This is a genomic window from Rheinheimera mangrovi, from assembly GCF_003990335.1.
In the GTDB taxonomy this organism is placed as follows: Bacteria; Pseudomonadota; Gammaproteobacteria; order Enterobacterales; family Alteromonadaceae; genus Pararheinheimera; species Pararheinheimera mangrovi.
The window spans coordinates 3,256,220-3,273,924 of record NZ_CP034683.1; the positions used below are offsets into that span (position 1 = coordinate 3,256,220).

Genomic DNA, 17,705 nt, shown 5'->3' on the forward strand with positions numbered 1-17,705 from the left:
CGGCCAGCTTTTTTTCTGTTCTCAAGGTACACTCTGTTTAGTTTTTGCTGATGAGTCTTACCATGCTGGATCCTGTTGTTTGCCAACAAGCCCGTTTATCGCGTGACAGCCGTTTTGATGGCCTGTTTTTTATTGCGGTAAAAAGCACAGGTATTTATTGCCGCACCATTTGCCCGGCTAAATCTCCGGCTGAACATCAGGTGACCTACTTTTCCTGCGCAGCAGCTGCAGCTTCTGCAGGCTACCGGCCTTGTTTACGTTGCAGACCCGACAGTGCGCCACAGTCTCCGGCCTGGCTTGGTGTGGAAACCAGTGTACGACGCGCATTAAAACTCATTGCAGAAGGTGCTTTAGTGCATGGCGACCAGGCTGCTTTAGCTTCCCGTCTTGGCATTAGTGAGCGTTATTTACGTAAACTCTTTCAGCAGCATTTAGGCGTGGCGCCTAAACAATATGCTTTGTATCAGCAAGTGCTGTTAGCAAAACAGCTGCTACATCAAAGCTTGCTTCCAGTGCATCAAATTGCTGCCTTATGCGGTTTTCATAGCATCCGGCGCTTTAATGATGCTTTTAAACAGCAATTGCTGCTAAACCCAAGCCAAATTCGCCGTAAAAAAATGACAGGACACTCCTCAGTGATTGAATTACAACTTAGTTACCGTCCCCCACTGAACTGGCAAGCCCAGCTGGATTTCTGGCGTCAGCGTACTCTGGAGGGCATGGAATGGGTGAAAGGTAACGCCTATGGCAGAACTTTTAGCTGGCCAACTGCAGAAGGCGTGGTGCATGGCTGGTTTGAATTAAGCCCGGCAAAAGAAGGCGTAATGCAGCTGAAGTTGCATTGGCCCAGCCAGCAGGAATTAACCTCTGTGCTGCAACGTATACGTCAACTGGCAGATTTAGATGCCAATATGCCGCAGATAGAACAACAACTTGCAGCTGTGTTTGGCGACTCTTTGGAATCTGGTTTACGACTGCCGGGTTTATGGAGCCCGTTTGAAGCAGCAGTTCGGGCTATTTTAGGCCAACAAGTCAGTGTGCAAGGCGCCCGCACTCAACTGAATCGATTACTTGCTGAATTAGCAGAACCACTTCCTGATGACCCGGAAAAAAAACTGTTTCCAACACCAGAAGCCATCAGTCAAAACGAATTGCTAATGCTTAAAGTGCCCCAAGCCAGACGCGATACCTTAAAACAGCTGGCAACTACTGTGATAACTGAACCTCAAAGCACGCCGGATGACTGGTTAAAACTCAAGGGCATAGGACCATGGACTGTGGCTTACAGCAAAATGCGTGGCCTTGCCGACCCGGATATTTGGTTAGGTGGTGATTTAGGTGTGCAAAAAGCCTTAAAACGCCATGGTGATATCACACCAGAGCAGCTGGCGCCATGGCGCAGTTATGCCACCTTTCAGCTGTGGTTTAGTTTATCCAGCCCCGCCTTGAAGGAGACAACCGAATGAGACTACTACAATTTGCCACACCTTTAGGGCCTTTGGTCGTCAAGGCCAATGCAAAAGGTATAGAGTCGGTATTATTCAGGGATTCAAGTGACGCGCCGGATCACAGCAACGATATCTTGCTACAGGACTGCAAAGCTCAGTTTGATGCTTATTTTGCAGGTTCCTTGCAGCAGTTTGACTTACCGCTGGCAGCTCAGGGCACTGATTTTCAACAAGCCGTCTGGCAACAATTAAGCAAAATCCCTTTTGCACAGCTTCGCAGTTACAGCAACATTGCCCATGCGCTAAATAACCCAAAAGCAGTAAGAGCCGTAGGAGCTGCCAATGGCCGTAACCCTCTGACTATTATCGTGCCCTGCCACAGAGTGATAGGAGCCAATGGCACACTAACAGGTTATGCAGGCGGATTAGAGCGTAAAGACTGGCTACTCAAACATGAACAAAATACGGCTTTGGCCTTGGGTTTGTTTCAGCTGGAGGCCAGCATAGCTCCGTAGGGGCGACCTTTATGGTCGCCCGCATCAATAAGTCCCCAGCGACAGGGGATAGTTCAAGTTTTTCGAATAATGCATACAAAACAATCCGCTATTGTTTCGATAAAAGAGCTGTTTTAATGACCCCATCAACCAGCCATCCCTTAATGAAGTGGAGTTTATGATGACAGCCCGTACTTTAAAACAATTGATCCCTGCCATGCTGGCGTCTGACGGCGCTGGCGTAAAAATTAAACGCAGCCTGGGCCAAAGCCAGGGCGTGCGTCTGGACCCGTTTTTAATGCTGGACGCTTTTGGTTCAGACAAAGCCGACGATTACATAGCGGGTTTTCCTGCCCATCCACATCGCGGTTTCGAAACTGTGACTTACATGCTGGATGGCCATATGTTGCACGAAGATCACCTCGGCAATCAGGGTCATTTAACCAGTGGTGGCGTACAGTGGATGACAGCTGGCCGTGGCATTATCCACTCAGAAATGCCGCAACAGGAGTCTGGCCTGATGCGTGGTTTTCAGTTGTGGATTAATTTACCAGCTGCAGAAAAAATGAAAGAAGCCGCCTATGTTGATATTCCGGCTGCAGATATTCCGCTGGTGAATTTATCTCAGCAGAGTTTTGTCAAAGTGATAGCTGGCGAAACAGAACTGAATGGCAAAACAGTGCGTGGCCCTATTTTTGGCTTATCAACTGAACCTTTGTATCTGGATGTGCAGTTAGAAGCAGGCCAAAGCCTGACCTTACCTGTCACAGTTGGTCATAACGCTTATCTGTATCCTTTTGAAGGCGAAGTTGTTGTGGAAGGCTTACGAGTCGCCAATCATCACGGCGCTGTACTGACAGATGGCGACAGCGTGACTGTCTCAGCCAAAGACAAAGCGCGTTTTATCCTGCTGGCGGCTAAGCCTATCAAAGAGCCCGTAGTGCAATACGGTCCTTTTGTAATGAATAAGCCAGAAGAAATTGAGCAAGCTATCCGTGATTATCAGGCCGGAAAACTGACCAATAATCAGCAAGCCAAAACCATAGCTATTCATAAATCAATCTAGTGTAGGGGCGGTGGCTTGTCCCCGCCCGTCTCAAATTCCAATCCTATACCTGACAGGTGGTTCATCCCTGCCCGTCTATTGTTCGGGTGTAATTAATAAAGGGCAGATGCTATCATCTGCCCTTTCTAATTTTGAGGATCGGCAGATGCAACTTGTGGGTATTATCGGCGCTATGGAGCCGGAAATTGCAATTTTAAAAGCTCAACTGAGCGATATGACCACGGTCAAACTGGCGGATTATGAGTTTTATCAGGGCCGTCTGGCCGACACCGACGTGGTATTGGTGCAATCTGGTATAGGCAAAGTGGCTTCCGCTGTCGCTACTACTTTATTAATCAGTCAGTTCAAACCGGACTGTGTCATTAACACGGGTTCAGCCGGTGGTTTTGACCCGGAGCTAAATGTTGGCGATGTGGTGATTTCTTCTGAAGTGCGCCATCACGATGTCGATGTCACAGCTTTTGGTTACGAAATTGGCCAGGTACCACGCATGCCAGCAGGTTTTACGGCCCATCCAGCTTTGATCAGCGCTGCAGAGCAAAGCATCAATACCTTAGGTTTTTGCAAAACTAAAAAAGGTTTAATCACCACTGGCGATGTGTTTATGTGCCAGCCTGAGCGTATTGCTCAAACCCGTGCACAATTCCCAACCATGCTTGCAGTGGAAATGGAAGGTGCAGCCATAGCTCAGGCTTGTTATCAGTTGAACACACCTTTTGTGGTGATCCGCAGCTTGAGCGATATCGCAGGCAAAGAGTCTCCTAGCTCTTTTGAAGCTTATTTAGAAATCGCCTCTAAAAACAGTTCAGCCATGGTGCTGGAGCTTCTGAAAAACCTCAAAACGGTTCAGCTGAGCTAAATGCCATATTGGCTGGCTGATCTTTCGGCTTATCCATTGATTCTGCTAAGCATTTGGTTGCTTGGCAGCATGGTGTTATTGCCGCAGGATTACCAGCCTTTAACCTTTTTCCGCATTTTTGCCAAACAGCTCGCAGCAAAAGTTCATCCGGATCCACACAGAGCCAGCAGCCAGCAACTCATTTCCGGCAGTTTAGCTTTGGCAGTGGTCATGCTGCCAACTTTGGCTTTATTGGCGCCTTTGTACTGGTTATCTGACTGGCCTTTAGTGCTGGATGGGTTACTGCTGTATTTTTGTCTGGACTTTGTCCACTACCGCCAGCAAAGCCACAAAATAGCTTTGGCTATCAGCCAGCAACAAAACAGCAGAGCTAAAGATCTATTGCAACCTCTGGTGTTACGTCAAACTCAAAGTTTAAGCAGCGCAGGCTTATGCAAAGCGAACATTGAAATGTTATGGCTTCGTACCGCCAAACAATGGGTCGGGGTTAGTTTCTGGTTTTTAATAGGTGGTGGTTTAGCCGCTGTGGCTTATCGTTTGCTGCTGCTATGTAATCAACAATGGAACGACAAACAAAGCAACTTCCGTTATTTTGGCCGCCCAGCTTCTTTGCTTACTCAATGGGCCAGCCTGCCTGGCAGCCTGATCACTGCATTGCTGCTGGCCTTTCTGACTGATATTGCAGGAGCATTCCGGCAATGGCGTGAAGCATCTGGTTTGAAATTATGTTTACCGCATCTGCTTATTTTAGGTGCTTTAGCCTCTGCCTTGCGGGTCAATCTGGCGGGGCCTGTGATTTATCAGCAACAGAAAAACCAGCGTCAGCGCCTTGGACCGTCCTATTTACCTCAAGTAAGCGACGTGTTGCGGGCTCTTAAACTCAATCGGCAATTTCAGTTGTATTGCGCCTTCATTGTATTTATTTTCAGCTTGTTACAATGCCTTTGGTTTATTTATTAATAACCTGATAATTTTTGTAATAATTCTTTGGAACTATGCTGGACTTTTAAGCGCCATTCGCTGTATTTTCTAGGGCTTCTTACAGCAGATTGACACCTATAAAAATAACAACCGACCTACTGAGGAATCGTTTTGCCTGTTTTAGCCCTATTGCGCTACGTTTGTGGCTTGTTGCTGCTTTGTTGCTTTTGCAAATCTGCAATAGCTGCATCGCTATTACAGCCATTAACCCCTGATCAAAACTTATCTCAAGGTTCAGTCAATGATTTGTTGCTCGACCGCCAGGGATTTTTATGGGTTGCAACGGATGCAGGTTTAAACCGGTACGATGGTTATAACAATTTAGTGATTGGTGCTGACTCTCCGCAATTACAAAGTCTGGCTTTTACTCAATTAGTGTTAGATGCAAAACAGCGTTTATGGGCTTTAGCACCACGTTCAGGTTTATATAGTTTTGATCCCGTCAAAGCCCAGCTGTTTTTGCATGGTTCTTTACCGGGGACTGCGACCCCCGAAAACCGCTTTGTCAATTTAACCCTGGCCGATAACGACGATTTACTGCTCAGTAGCAGAACTGATCTTTACAGCTATCAAACAGAAACCGGCCAATTGACTACTTTAGCCACGCTGGCTGACATAGGTTTAAGCGATGCTTTGATCAGGACACTGCTCAACACCAAAGACTGGGTTTTACTTGGCACCAGCCATGGTTTAGTGCTTTACCATAAAGAAAGTAAAAAACTCCAGCTTGTGCCTCATTTACCTCAGGGTCAGGTCTTAGATTATCAGCGCCATGTAAAATCTTTACTGATCCATCATCAACATCTGTTGATTGGTACAGTCGAAGGTTTGTACCAACTCGAGTTGGATGCTATTGCACAGTTCCTGAAAACAGGGCAAGCCCCCGCCACCAAAGAGCTGATTGCCGGGCCAAATGTCTGGCAAATACATATGCACTCTGATGACATATTGCTGGGCACAGAACGTGGTTTAGTGCGTTATACACCAGAGCTGAACAGTACGGAACTGGTGCTGAAATTCAGCGACAGTAATTTTAATTTATCCGATGACAATGTAGTGGCAATGCAAGAAGATGGTCAGGGTGGCTATTGGCTCGGCAGCCGCTTTGATGGTGCTTATTACTGGCATCCGCGTAGTAAGGCTATTCGCAGTTTCAGCCGCACAGGGCCTCAGGCTTTAAGTAATGACAAAATCATCTCTGTTATCGAGAAAAACAGAGAAGAGCTTTGGCTTGGCAGCCGCAATGGCCTGAACTTATTAAACCTGAAAACTGAGCAGGTGCAGCATTTTCTGGTCAACCCTGATCCAAAAGCCGTCTGGCATACCAGCACCATCACAAATTTATCCATGGATAAAGCAGGTGACTTGTGGTTTTTATCCTCCAGCGGTTTAAACTATTTTTCAGTTCAAAACAAAGAATTGCAGCAACCTAAGCTAAAGGAGCCAGAGCAAAAAAAGGTACTGGACGTAGCACGCCCCGGCAGTTGGCTCAACCAACACCACCCCTTTTATCTGCTAACGCCACAAAGTTTCTACCTATACAGTACAGAAACCGGCCAACTGAACGAACTGACAGAATTAACTAAAAAGCTGCCTGCCAGTGAGGTCAGAGTTATTTTAGGAAAATGGCCAGGTAAGCCAGATTGGCTGGTACTCTCGGCCTATGAAAAGCTTTGGTTATTTAATGAAAAAACTGCAGAGTTAAAGCTGTTATACCAGGCAGAAACCAATCCGGCTTTTAGTATGCGTTTTGCCGATAAGATGGCGCTGGATAAAAATAATACCCTTTGGTTTAGCGCCTCAGATATTGGCTTACTGGCTTTTGATGCCAGTACTATGCAGTTGAAGCATCATTTTCATAGTAAAAACAAACTCAATACCAACGTGGTTTACGCTGTGAACAATGATCAATTGGGGCATATCTGGTTTTCCAGCCTGCATGGCGTATCCTCTTTAAATGTCGATACTTTGCATATTGAGCAGTTCAGTAAAAAAGACGGCTTAACCAGTAACGAATTTATCAGTCAAAGCAGCACAGCTTTAAGTAACGGCGAAATGGCTTTTGGCTCTATCCGCGGAATTAACTTACTGTCTCCGGTGATGTTGACAGAACCCAGACGTAAACCCCGTATTGTTATTACCCAACTTGATTTGTTGTCTTCCCCCGTCGAAAGTCCGATGACTGATTTATCTGGTCAGCTTTTTACTCTGCCTTACGACAGTCAGGGGTTAACCATCAGTTACTCCAGTCTGAATTTTCGTGACAGCAGCAAAATGCGTTATCGGTACTGGCTGGATGGCCCACAGCGTCTGGTATTTCCGGAGCAAAGCTCAAGCTCAGTGATGTTTCCGCAACTGACGCCTGGTGATTACCAATTTAATGTAGTAGCTGTATCTCCCGTGACCGGGCTTGAGAGCGAAGTCGCAACTTTGCGTCTTAACGTACAACCAGCCCCATGGCTCAGTCATTGGGCTTATATAGCCTACGCTTCAGTTTCTTTGATCATCATGTTGTTTTACTTACGCACCCGACAAAAACAACAGCGCATGCTAAAACTAGCCCACGCCAAAGTAACAGCCAGTGAGCAGCGCTTAAAACAAGCGCTGGACTCTATAGACAGTGGAGCCTGGGAATGGCATGCCCGTAAAAATATTATGTTTGCTTCGCGTATATACAGCATGCTGGGTTATCAGGAAGCACTGAATCCGCTGGCGATGAGCCAACATTTATCCTTGTTGCATCCGGAAGATAAAGACGCTTACCAGCAGTCCTGGCAAAAGCTGATGCAAACACCGGATAAAACCTTTGACCATACCTACCGCATGCAGCATAAAAACGGTAAATGGCTCTGGTTCCGTGATATAGGCAAAGTGGCTGAAGTGGATGACGAAGGTCAGCCAGAGCGGGTGATTGGTACCTTCAGCAATATCACAGAAACCCGCGCCAACCAGGAAAAAGCCCGGTTATTTGGCGAAGCTTTCCAGCAAACCCGTGACTGGGTGGTGATTTTAGATGCCAACCAGCGTGTTATTGCCGCCAACCAGTCGTTTGCCGATGTGTTTGGTTCAGTGGACCAGTATCTGGTCAGCCCTAAAACCCACCATTTGGGGATCAGCTTACAACGTCGTCGTTTTTACACTGCGTTGTTACGTGGTTTAACCGTCAACCAGCACTGGCAAGGTGAAGAACTGGTGCATACGCCGGATGGCAAAGAGCGCCCTACCCTGATTAACATCAGCGCTATTGGCGATATAGATAAGGTGGAGTTTTTTGTGTTGGTATTTACCGACATTACTGCGCAAAAAGTAGCAGAAGAGGAATTACGCTATTTAGCCAGCTACGACTCGCTAACCGGATTACCTAATCGTACTCTGCTGATGGACCGTATTCAGCATGGCATCGATCAAGCCAAAAGAGCAAAAAAATCTCTGGCCTTGTGTTTTATCGATTTGGATAAATTTAAGCAGGTGAACGATTCCTTAGGCCATGATGTTGGTGATCAATTGCTACAGGAAGTGGCTAAACGTTTACGCAATACCTTAAGAGAAACCGATACCATAGCGCGCTTGGGCGGTGATGAATTTGTCGTGCTGCTGGAAAGCTATAAAAACGATGACAATATCAGCCATGTAGCGCGCAAAATGCTGCAATCCATTGGCGAGCCCATGCAACTGGGTTCTCACACCGTCAGCGTATCACCCAGCATAGGCATCGCGGTCTACCCCGACGATGCGCTTGACGCCAATTCGTTACTAAAACATGCAGACGTGGCTATGTATCACGCCAAAGATTTAGGCCGTAACAACTTCCAGTTTTTTATTGCCGAAATGAATGAAAAAGCCCATATGCAGCTGGCCAAAGAAACCCAGTTGCGGCAGGCTTTTAAAGATGGCGAATTTATCAACTATTACCAGCCTATTGTCGATTGTCGCAGCCAGTCCGTCATTGGTGTTGAAGTCTTGATGCGTTGGATCCATAAAGGCAGCTTTATTCCACCAACTGAATTTATTCCTATGGCGGAAGATTTACGCCTGATCATCCCTATGACATTGTCTTTGCTGGAACGGGCATTGGTTGATTTACAACAATGGCGTCAGGCTGGCTTAGATTTGTATTTATCCGTCAATTTATCCACCAGCCATTTAGAACAACTCTCTTTGGCAGAACACACTGAAAAACTACTGGACAAGTATCAGCTACCAGCATCGTGCCTGCGTTTTGAGGTGACTGAAAGCGCGTTAATGCGGGATCACGAAAAAGCCATTACTACTATGCTGGCACTGAACCAACTGGGTATTCAGCTGGCACTGGACGACTTTGGAACTGGTTATTCTTCATTAAAATATTTAAAAGAATTGCCAATAGATGCGATAAAAATCGACCGCAGTTTTGTTAAAGACATCGGCATAGATCCAGACGATGAAACTATTATTGAAGCGATTTTATCAATGGCAGGCAGCTTAGGCATGAGTTGTGTCGCCGAAGGCGTGGAAACCGAACAACAACTGGCATTTTTCAGCAGCCGCCAGTGTTATCTCATTCAGGGGTATTTATTCGCTAAACCTATGCCAGCTATTGAGTTAATTAACTGGCTGCATAGTGAGCATTTGAATTAAGCGCTGCGTATTTGGCGCCACAGCTTTGTTGGCTTCGCGCTTTCGCCCCAGTCACATAGACAACTATGCTCCTGGGGTCTCAACCCCTTGCCGCCTCGCTGTAACACCAACTACTTTGCGCTACGCACTGAAAAATTAAAGCCACAGCTTTGTTGGCTTCGCGTTTTCGCCCCAGTCACATAGATAACTATGCTGCAGGGGTTTCAACCCCTTGCCGCCTCGCGGTAACACCAACTACTTTGTACTACGCACTGAAAAATTAAAGCCACAGTTTTGTTGGCTTCGCGCTTTCGCCCCAGTCACATAGACAACTATGCTCCTGGGGTCTCAACCCCTTGCCGCCTCGCTGTAACACCAACTACTTTGCGCTACGCACGCCGAGGTGCTTGTTTGGGCTGGCCGTTTTATTTGAGGGTGGATAGGTGGTAACGCTTAGCGCACGCGCGCGAAAGCCAGCGTCCCAGCGACCGCAGGGAGAGAGTGATGCGCCTTGTTATGCGTGTATAGCACGAAGCTCATTTACCACGCCTTTATATTCTTTACCCACCAAACCAAGACTTTGATGGACGCGAAAACCTGACTTTTTTATTTTGGCGGCGTCGAATGCCATGCGAGCATGTTTAGCTGCTAGCTCCTTACCACCAATTGCAGCGGCAATAATGGCCTTTGCTGCATGCCAACGAAAATGATCGACTGGAAACATTAAACGCTGCTGATGTTCATCTAAAACTTCGCTGGCAGACTGATATAAGTTAATAAGTTTGTTCTCTACAATGAGCATTGGATAGCGAATATATGCATCGGTTTTTAAATTTGGAAAGGCCGACTCTCTTTCTAAGGCCTTACCATAAGCGTTGATCGCGTTTTCAATTTCACCTTTGGCGACATATGCGGTCGCCATATCGCAGTAGGCCTGAGCATGATCGAAGTCATCCTCTAGAGCGAAGTAATGTTGTAGTAGTGAAAGAGCAACATCAGGCTCAGTGCTAGCAATGGTACAAGCCTGGATTCGCAAATACTGGTCTTTGCGGCGAGCGCGCTTAAGCTTTTCGAAGAACTTGTTTTCAATTTCTTCGCTCCACTCTTCGTTCCTATACCAATCTTCGCTACTCACGCGGCACTTCCTTCACGCATAACTATCGCCTAAACGCAAGCAACTTGTTGCGAGTCCTGCGGCCGCAGGCCGCATTGTTTAAGACGCTTGTTATGAATTGTTTTGCAGAAGGATTGTTTCACTGAAATCACTCTTGAATGCATCCAATTCATAAGGCTCGCCTGCCATATCAAGATACAACGAAAATAGCACTGGTTTTCCATCATCATCGGTCAGTTCAAACTCTGCGCAAGCTGAACCAAAGCTACGCTGTGAATGATTGATTCCAATCTTTAAGCTACCCATCCTGCCATCATCCATTGATTCTACTTGTAACGATTTTGCGTCATACGCTAGATCTGCTCGCGCAAATAGTTCATTTAGGATTCGAGCTTCAACGTCCGTTGGGTTTCGCATAATCAAAACTCATAACGCCGTGCTCAACGGCAGTTTGTAAGTCGAGGTTTTGTGGATTACTTTTGCGCAGCAAAACCACAATGAATCGCCACCAATAAACTAGACACTTCCCAGCCGTTCTTGGTAACGGTTTTCATACTCTACCGGTGACAGCAGATTATTGGAACCATGTTTCCGTTTACTGTTGTAAAACATTTCAATGTAATCAAACACATCACTTCTGGCCTCATCACGCGTCGTGTAGACTTTCCGCTTGATCCGCTCTCGCTTTAACAACTGGAAGAAGCTTTCTGCCACTGCATTGTCATGACAGTTTCCGCGTCTGCTCATGCTGCCTTGTAAGCCATGAGTTTTCAGGAATGCCTGCCAGTCATGGCTGGTGTATTGGCTCCCTTGGTCGGAGTGAACCATCACCTGTTTTTTAGGCTGACGTCGCCACACGGCCATCAGCAATGCGTTCAGCACAATATCTTTGCTGATTTGGGAATGCATCGACCAGCCAACAACCTTGCGCGAGAACAAATCCACAACCACAGCCAAATACAGCCACCCCTCATGCGTGCGGATGTACGTGATATCAGTTACCCATACCTCGTCAGGCACTAACGGATTAAACTGCCGCTGCAAGCGGTTCGGCGTAATGATATGGCTGTCCCCCTTACGTGATCTGGGTTTGCGATATCCAACCTGTGCTTTAAGCCCTTCGGATTGCATCAACCGGTATACCCGGTTAATGCCGCAAGACTCGCCGAAATCACGTAAATCAGAATGAATTTTACGGTAGCCATACACACAACCAGACTCCAGCCAAAACTGTTTTATTAATCCTGTCAGCCGCCGGTTTGCTTTATCGCGTTTCGACAGCGATGCCTTACTCCACGCATAGTATCCACTGGGATGCACATCCAACATGTTACAAAGCCAGCGCACCGGCCAGCTGTCGCAGTGTTCTTTAATGAAGGCGTATCTTAGTCGGACAGCTTTGCGAAGTACGCCGCGGCTTTTTTTAGAATGTCGCGCTCTTCGGTGGCTCGCTTCAGCTCTTTTTGCAGTCGCTTAATCTCGGCCTGAGCGTCAGCCAAATCATTATGCTGTTGTTTGTCAGGACCGTACTTTTTAATCCAGGCGTACAGGCTGTGCGTGGTGATATCGAGCCGTTTGGCAACATCCGCAACTGAATGGCCGCGATCAACGACCTGCTTAACTGCTTCGATTCTGAATTCTTCGGGGTAACGTTTACTGCTCATAGGCACCTCTCTTTGAGTTAGTTTATCTAACTGAAAGGTGTCTAGGAAATTAGTGGCGATTCACAAAGCCGCGACTTACAAACTGTCCAGCGCACGTAGTGCGTGAGTTGGAGCACTTTGTTAGGTAACTTTACTCCATGACCTTGAAATTACGCAGGTGGTATTGAACTCTATGATCAGTTAGCCACCTAGAATAGTTTATGTCTATATATTCAGGATACCCATAAACCTTATTAAATCTTACCTCTAGACCAGGAGGTGAGCTAGACCTTTCATTTTTCAGAGTTTCAAACACCCTCTCTACTGTTCCAAATTGAGAAGCTTTTTCTACAGTTAATGCGCAAGTACCGAACTTCGTAAGCTTTCCATTTCTCACTTCAACCTCAATTCCAACTTTAGGAGTTGAGCACTCATTGGACTTCCCCCAATCTCATAGACACTCGTTAACCTCGTTGAGATTAGCTTTTTCCTCATAATCTGCTGGTGATAACTGTCCTAAATGACTGTGTCTGCGCCGACGGTTATAAAATACCTCGATGTACTCAAAAATGTCACTACGCGCTTCTTCACGGTTGTTATAAATTCTCCGTTTAATCTGCTCTTTTTTCAGTGAACTAAAGAAGGATTCGGCAACCGCATTATCCCAACAGTTACCGCGCCGACTCATGCTGGCTGAGAGTTTGTGTGTATCCAGAAATCGTTTCCATTCATCGCTACTGAACTGGGAGCCTTGGTCAGAATGTATGATGACCGGTTGTTTCGGTTTCCTGCGCCAGACAGCCATTAACAACGCATCAAGCACAATTTCTTTCGCCAGCGTGGCCTTCATCGACCAACCAATGACTCGTCGAGAGTACAGATCTAACACTACGGCAAGATATAAAAAGCCCTCGTAGGTTCTGATATAGGTGATATCAGTTACCCAGGCTTTATTTGGCTCGTTATAAGTAAATTCACGCTGTAACTGGTTTTTTGCCGGTACAGCGGGTTTACCCGCACGATAACGTGGCGTTTTATAACCACGAATAGCTTTGAGGCCAGCCAAATTCATCAAGCGAGCTACGCGATTCTCCGAGCAGGTTTCACCGGCTTCACGTAAATCAACATGGATACGAGGGCTGCCATAAATGCCGCCGCTTTCAAGCCATGACTCTTTAATCAGTGCCGTTAAACGCTGGTTCTCACGTGCTCTGTTTGATTCAGGCTGCTTCAGCCATTGATAATAGCCGCTGTGATGGACACGCAGCATGGTACACATCAACCGCACAGGATGGCAGTTCTGGTTATCGCGGATAAAGGCATACCTTAACTGAACTGCTTGGCAAAGTATGCGGCGGCCTTTTTTAGGATGTCCCGCTCTTCTTCAGCCCGTTTTAAAGCGGCTTTTAGCCTGGCATTTTCAGCGGCTAAATCCTGCTGCTGCGTCACTACAGGATCTGGATTAGTGGCCTGATTATGTTCCTTGAGCCACTTATAAAGGCTGTTGTCTGATACGCCTAAGCGCTCAGATACATCTTTAACGGAATATCCACGTTCTGTGATTTGTTTGATAGCTTCGGCTTTGAATTCTGGTGTAAAACGTTGCTTGGACATGGTGCCCTCCTAAAGTTGTATTTTAACCTAAGGAGTGTCTAGTGTTTTAGGGGAAGTCCATACTGCTTGAGTAATGAGTGCAGCTCTTCTAAGGTGACTTTGTACTCCTGATAGCTCGATATCACTAAAACCCCTGAGTACTTAACTACCAAATTTAGCGCGGAAAGCCGCGCAGCGGGTTGACGTCGCAGCCAGCGCTTTTTGCTGGCGATAAAATTTGTTTGTTAGCATTTAATTTATTCGGTATCCAACATTGGAAGTAACATTGTTTGTTGTAACTCCATAAACTTAGCTTTTGTATATGGCCCAAAAACAAATTCCGTTGCCTCAGCAAATTGATGATCCTTGGTTCTATCAATGTAATAAAAACCACATGAGTCGTCAGGGCACGCATAGATAGAGATGTACTTTTCGTTAGCCTCTATTTTCCTTGGGCTCTCTATCCGCCGGATATACGATCCTTCACCCAAGCTATAACCCAGGCTTTTTTTCCCATCAATCCAGTAAACCTCGTATGGCCCATCACTCCATGATGGCCAAAGACTGAAAATGATTATGCAAGATACTAAAATGACGAAATACTTCACGAAGCACCTTATCCAAGCTAACATTTGTATATTGTGCCGGCACACTTTACCTGGTTATACCAGATCACAAGCCAGCGTTAACGAATTGATAAAGATTGATTAATCAAAACCAACCACTACAAGCTAGGGCCAAAAGCGTGCTGGCACAGTATTACTTTTCTCTGGCCTGTTATTTTTTTCCCGCCCAACGCTAAGTGCCTAAATTAGAGCGTTTTTCCTTCTTCAGCAACAAATAAATGTGCCTGCTGACTTGTTCAAAGCGTGCCTGTTTTATGGTTATAGCAAATTACACTCTGAATTCGCCTCTATCTGCAAGCAACACTCAGCCCCGCTTTGCAACATCAATATCTTAGGGTATATACTGCGCGCCTCTTCGATTGATGTGATTTCCGATGCAACCCAATCTGCTGAAAGGCGCCTTATTGCTGTTATTGGCAGAAGCTTGTTTTGCCGGTATAGGTGCTTTAGTCAAACTGACCAGCGACAGTGCCAGTCATGCGCAGGTGGTGTTTTTCCGCAATTTTTTTGCTTTGCTGGTGATGCTGCCCTGGCTTTGGCTGCAAGGCAAACAACTGCTGTATACAAAGCGCTGGTATCTGCATCTAAGCCGTTCTGTCACCGGTATTATTTCGATGTACTGCTTCTTTTATGTCATCAGCCAACTGCCTTTAGCGCAAGCCATGGTAGTACTGTTAATGTCGCCTTTTATAGTGCCACTCATCGCTAAATTCTGGTTAAAAGAAACGGCCAGTCGCCTGACCTTATTCAGCATAGCGCTGGGTTTTGGTGGCGTACTGCTGGCGTTGCCTATTGCCACAGGCGGTGGTGCTTTTTACCTGTTTTTAATTGCGCTATTGTCGGCCGTGTTAGTGGCGGTCACCAAAACTACTATTCGGTATATGTCCGACACTGAACCAGCGGCTCGCATCGTATTTTATTTCTCTTTGCTAACTGCAATTATCTCTTTTGTGCCTGTGCCTTTTTATTGGCAAGAGCTGCCTGCTATCGCCTGGTGGGCTTTTGCTTTTATGGGCGTATTGGCTGCTATAGGCCAAATGGCGATGACCAAAGCTTATGCTTTAGCCCCCGCCTCTGACATTGGCATCTGGACCTACAGCTCTGTGATTTTTGCAGGCCTGTTTGGTTATTTATTCTGGTCAGAACCTGTCACCATGAGCTGGTTTGCCGGTGTGGCTATTATCTTTTATGCAGGCTATATCACAACCAGACAACGTTTGTGGTAACTGCCCTGCGTACTTGAAGCTGCGGACTTTGTTGACTGAGTTCTTTCGCCCCAGTCACATAGGTGGGCTATGCTCCTGGGGTCTCAATCACTCGTCGCCTCGCCGCATCATCAATTGCTTTGGGCAGCCCTGCGTACTTGAAGCTGCGGACTTTGTTGACTGAGTTCTTTCGCCCCAGTCACATAGGTGGGCTATGCTCCTGGGGTCTCAATCACTCGTCGCCTCGCCGCATCATCAATTGCTTTGGGCAGCCCTGCGTACTTGAAGCTGCGGACTTTGTTGACTGAGTTCTTTCGCCCCAGTCACATAGGTGAGCTATGCTCCTGGGGTCTCAATCACTCGTCGCCTCGCCGCATCATCAATTGCTTTGTGCAGCCCTGCGTATTTGAAGCTGCGGACTTTGTTGACTGCGAGCTCTCTCTAAACAACGATTTCAATCCATAGACGGGCGACAAAACAATCTTCATGGTTTTAAATCACAAAATTTATTTTTATTCGCTTCAAACCTTTTTTCTATCTCTTACGACTCATTGGTAATAGCGGCATTTTTTATAGCCTTCTTACTTGAAGCTGCAGCATTGTTGACTGCTTGTTCTCGCCCCAGTCTCATAGGACAACTATGCTCCTGGGGTCTCGAACAATGGTCGCCTCCCGGCAACTTCATTTACTTTGGCTATACGTGCCTAACCAAAGAACTAAAGTGCAGGAAAAACAATGAAAATAGCGGATACCAGCAGCCAGGACGAGCGACTAGCACCAAAAAAAACCACTAAAAAAATCTGGATAGCAGGCTCAACCAGCCTGCTTCTGGTGTTGCTGCTATGGCAGATTGTTCCGGCAGCGCGCAGCTGGTCACAATCGGATATGTCGGTGTCTTTATCGCGTGTTCGGCTGGATACAGTCAAAACTGCAAATTTTACCCGCGATATTTCAGCTCAGGGCCAGGTGGTTGCTGCAGTCAGTCCTAAGCTGTATGCCACAGCTGAAGGCACCATCAGCTTGCTGCTGGATGCCGGTACTGAAGTGAAACAAGGGGATGTGCTGGCTATTATCGACAGCCCTGAGTTAAACAACAGATTACAGCAAGAGCAAGCCACCTTTTACAGCTTACAAACCAGCCATGATCGGCAAAAAATCTTAGCGAAAAAACAGCAACTGACTGACAAAAAGGCTGTGGATATTGCTCAAGTCACCTTAACCACAGCAGAGCGGGAAAAACGCCGTGCTGATCAGGGTTTTGAAAAAGGTGTGATCAGCAAAATTGAACATGAAAAAGCTCAGGATGACTTAGAAACCGCCAAACTGCAGCATCAGCATGCCGTTGAAGATGCCCGCCTGAATAAAGAAAACCTCGATTTTGAAGTGCAAAGCCTGGCACAACAGTTAGACCGTCAGCGTTTGCTGGTGGAAGATTTCCAGCGTCAGGTCAATGGCCTGCAGGTTCGCTCTCCGGTCAATGGCTTATTGGGTAATCTGGCGGTAGAAAACAAAACCTACATCACCAAAAACCAACTGATTTTATCTGTGGTGGATTTAAGCCAATTTGAAGTAGAAATTGCCGTACCAGAAAGTTATGCCAACGATTTAGTCATAGGTTTGCCGGTAGAAGTGACAGCTGAGCAAAAGCTGTATATGGGCAAACTGGTGACTATTTCTCCTGAAGTGTTCGAAAACCAGGTCAAAGGCCGGGTACGTTTTACTAAAGAAGCCCCGCCTGCCCTGCGTCAAAACCAACGCTTAAGCAGCCGTATTTTGCTGGAACACCGCGAAGGCGTGATGCAGGTGGCCCGTGGTCAGTTCCTTGACAGCAGTAATGGCAAATTTGCCTACAAAGTCAGCAACGGCATGGCCATCAAAACCCCGATTGAACTGGGAGCCCGCAGCCTGAACTCAGTCGAAATTCTGGCGGGTTTACAACCAGGCGATCAAATCATTACCTCCGGCACCGATATTTTTAACGGCGCCAGCACAGTACAGCTTAATCAATAAATAAACCACTGAACCATTAACTAAATATACCCAAAGTAATTGGAGTTGCAGCGCGACGACCAGTGAGTGA

General features: G+C 46.6%; 12 protein-coding genes and 1 pseudogene. 8 read left to right on the forward strand and 5 right to left on the reverse strand.

The window, feature by feature from the left end:
- Positions 1 to 62 precede the first annotated feature (62 nt).
- The 6 genes from EK374_RS14730 (at position 63) to EK374_RS14755 (ending at position 9,465) form a co-directional block, all read left to right on the forward strand.
- Positions 63 to 1,466 carry an AlkA N-terminal domain-containing protein gene (locus EK374_RS14730; protein ID WP_127025193.1) on the forward strand — a complete coding sequence of 468 codons (1,404 nt, stop codon included), beginning with the start codon at positions 63 to 65 and terminating at the stop codon, positions 1,464 to 1,466.
- Positions 1,463 to 1,963 carry a methylated-DNA--[protein]-cysteine S-methyltransferase gene (locus tag EK374_RS14735; RefSeq protein ID WP_127025196.1) on the forward strand — a complete coding sequence of 167 codons (501 nt, stop codon included), beginning with the start codon at positions 1,463 to 1,465 and terminating at the stop codon, positions 1,961 to 1,963. Before EK374_RS14730 ends, EK374_RS14735 begins: the two co-directional genes overlap by 4 nt.
- Positions 1,964 to 2,123: 160 nt before the next feature.
- Positions 2,124 to 3,008, forward strand: coding sequence for a pirin family protein (locus EK374_RS14740; protein ID WP_127026565.1), 885 nt, complete (start codon positions 2,124 to 2,126; stop codon positions 3,006 to 3,008).
- Positions 3,009 to 3,153: 145 nt separating this feature from the next.
- Positions 3,154 to 3,867, forward strand: a complete 714-nt coding sequence (mtnN, locus tag EK374_RS14745; RefSeq protein WP_127025199.1) for a 5'-methylthioadenosine/S-adenosylhomocysteine nucleosidase — start codon at positions 3,154 to 3,156, stop codon at positions 3,865 to 3,867.
- Positions 3,868 to 4,827, forward strand: a complete 960-nt coding sequence (locus tag EK374_RS14750; RefSeq protein WP_127025202.1) for a cobalamin biosynthesis protein CobD/CbiB — start codon at positions 3,868 to 3,870, stop codon at positions 4,825 to 4,827.
- A 132-nt stretch (positions 4,828 to 4,959) separates the two neighbouring features.
- The gene (locus EK374_RS14755) at positions 4,960 to 9,465 is read left to right on the forward strand and encodes an EAL domain-containing protein (protein WP_127025205.1); all 4,506 of its coding nucleotides are present in this window, start codon (positions 4,960 to 4,962) and stop codon (positions 9,463 to 9,465) included.
- A 493-nt stretch (positions 9,466 to 9,958) separates the two neighbouring features.
- On the opposite strand, the gene EK374_RS14760 is transcribed toward EK374_RS14755, so the two are convergent.
- From EK374_RS14760 to EK374_RS14775, 5 genes and pseudogenes are all read right to left on the reverse strand, one after another.
- Complete coding sequence (locus EK374_RS14760; protein WP_127025208.1) at positions 9,959 to 10,579, reverse strand: hypothetical protein; 621 nt, start codon at positions 10,577 to 10,579, stop codon at positions 9,959 to 9,961.
- Between the two features lie 90 nt (positions 10,580 to 10,669).
- Positions 10,670 to 10,975, reverse strand: a complete 306-nt coding sequence (locus tag EK374_RS14765; RefSeq protein WP_164731886.1) for a DUF6984 family protein — start codon at positions 10,973 to 10,975, stop codon at positions 10,670 to 10,672.
- Positions 10,976 to 11,074: 99 nt separating this feature from the next.
- Positions 11,075 to 12,222, reverse strand: a protein-coding gene (locus tag EK374_RS14770) for an IS3 family transposase (protein ID WP_127019341.1) whose coding sequence is annotated in 2 segments (ribosomal slippage) — positions 11,075 to 11,985 and positions 11,985 to 12,222 — 1,149 coding nt in all. Because the reading frame shifts where the segments join, the coding sequence is not laid out codon by codon here.
- A 130-nt stretch (positions 12,223 to 12,352) separates the two neighbouring features.
- Positions 12,353 to 12,619, reverse strand: a pseudogene (locus EK374_RS21160) (DUF6174 domain-containing protein); the annotation flags it as partial.
- A 33-nt stretch (positions 12,620 to 12,652) separates the two neighbouring features.
- Positions 12,653 to 13,815, reverse strand: a protein-coding gene (locus EK374_RS14775) for an IS3 family transposase (RefSeq protein WP_206099215.1) whose coding sequence is annotated in 2 segments (ribosomal slippage) — positions 12,653 to 13,560 and positions 13,560 to 13,815 — 1,164 coding nt in all. Because the reading frame shifts where the segments join, the coding sequence is not laid out codon by codon here.
- A 979-nt stretch (positions 13,816 to 14,794) separates the two neighbouring features.
- On the opposite strand from EK374_RS14775, the gene EK374_RS14785 reads away from it, so the two are divergent.
- Both EK374_RS14785 and EK374_RS14790 read left to right on the forward strand, forming a co-directional pair.
- Positions 14,795 to 15,646: a DMT family transporter gene (locus tag EK374_RS14785; RefSeq protein WP_127025217.1), complete on the forward strand. Its 852-nt coding sequence runs from the start codon at positions 14,795 to 14,797 to the stop codon at positions 15,644 to 15,646.
- A 714-nt stretch (positions 15,647 to 16,360) separates the two neighbouring features.
- Positions 16,361 to 17,635, forward strand: a complete 1,275-nt coding sequence (locus EK374_RS14790; RefSeq protein ID WP_127025221.1) for an efflux RND transporter periplasmic adaptor subunit — start codon at positions 16,361 to 16,363, stop codon at positions 17,633 to 17,635.
- Positions 17,636 to 17,705 lie beyond the last annotated feature (70 nt).

What these genes read in the sequence shown, in the direction of transcription:
- mtnN (WP_127025199.1), top strand. Translation starts at nt 3,154, where the DNA reads ATGCAACTTGTGGGTATTATCGGCGCTATGGAGCCGGAAATTGCAATT.
- EK374_RS14730 (WP_127025193.1), top strand. Translation starts at nt 63, where the DNA reads ATGCTGGATCCTGTTGTTTGCCAACAAGCCCGTTTATCGCGTGACAGC.
- EK374_RS14735 (WP_127025196.1), top strand. Translation starts at nt 1,463, where the DNA reads ATGAGACTACTACAATTTGCCACACCTTTAGGGCCTTTGGTCGTCAAG.
- EK374_RS14790 (WP_127025221.1), top strand. Translation starts at nt 16,361, where the DNA reads ATGAAAATAGCGGATACCAGCAGCCAGGACGAGCGACTAGCACCAAAA.
- EK374_RS14765 (WP_164731886.1), bottom strand. Translation starts at nt 10,975, where the DNA reads ATGCGAAACCCAACGGACGTTGAAGCTCGAATCCTAAATGAACTATTT.
- EK374_RS14740 (WP_127026565.1), top strand. Translation starts at nt 2,124, where the DNA reads ATGACAGCCCGTACTTTAAAACAATTGATCCCTGCCATGCTGGCGTCT.
- EK374_RS14785 (WP_127025217.1), top strand. Translation starts at nt 14,795, where the DNA reads ATGCAACCCAATCTGCTGAAAGGCGCCTTATTGCTGTTATTGGCAGAA.
- EK374_RS14750 (WP_127025202.1), top strand. Translation starts at nt 3,868, where the DNA reads ATGCCATATTGGCTGGCTGATCTTTCGGCTTATCCATTGATTCTGCTA.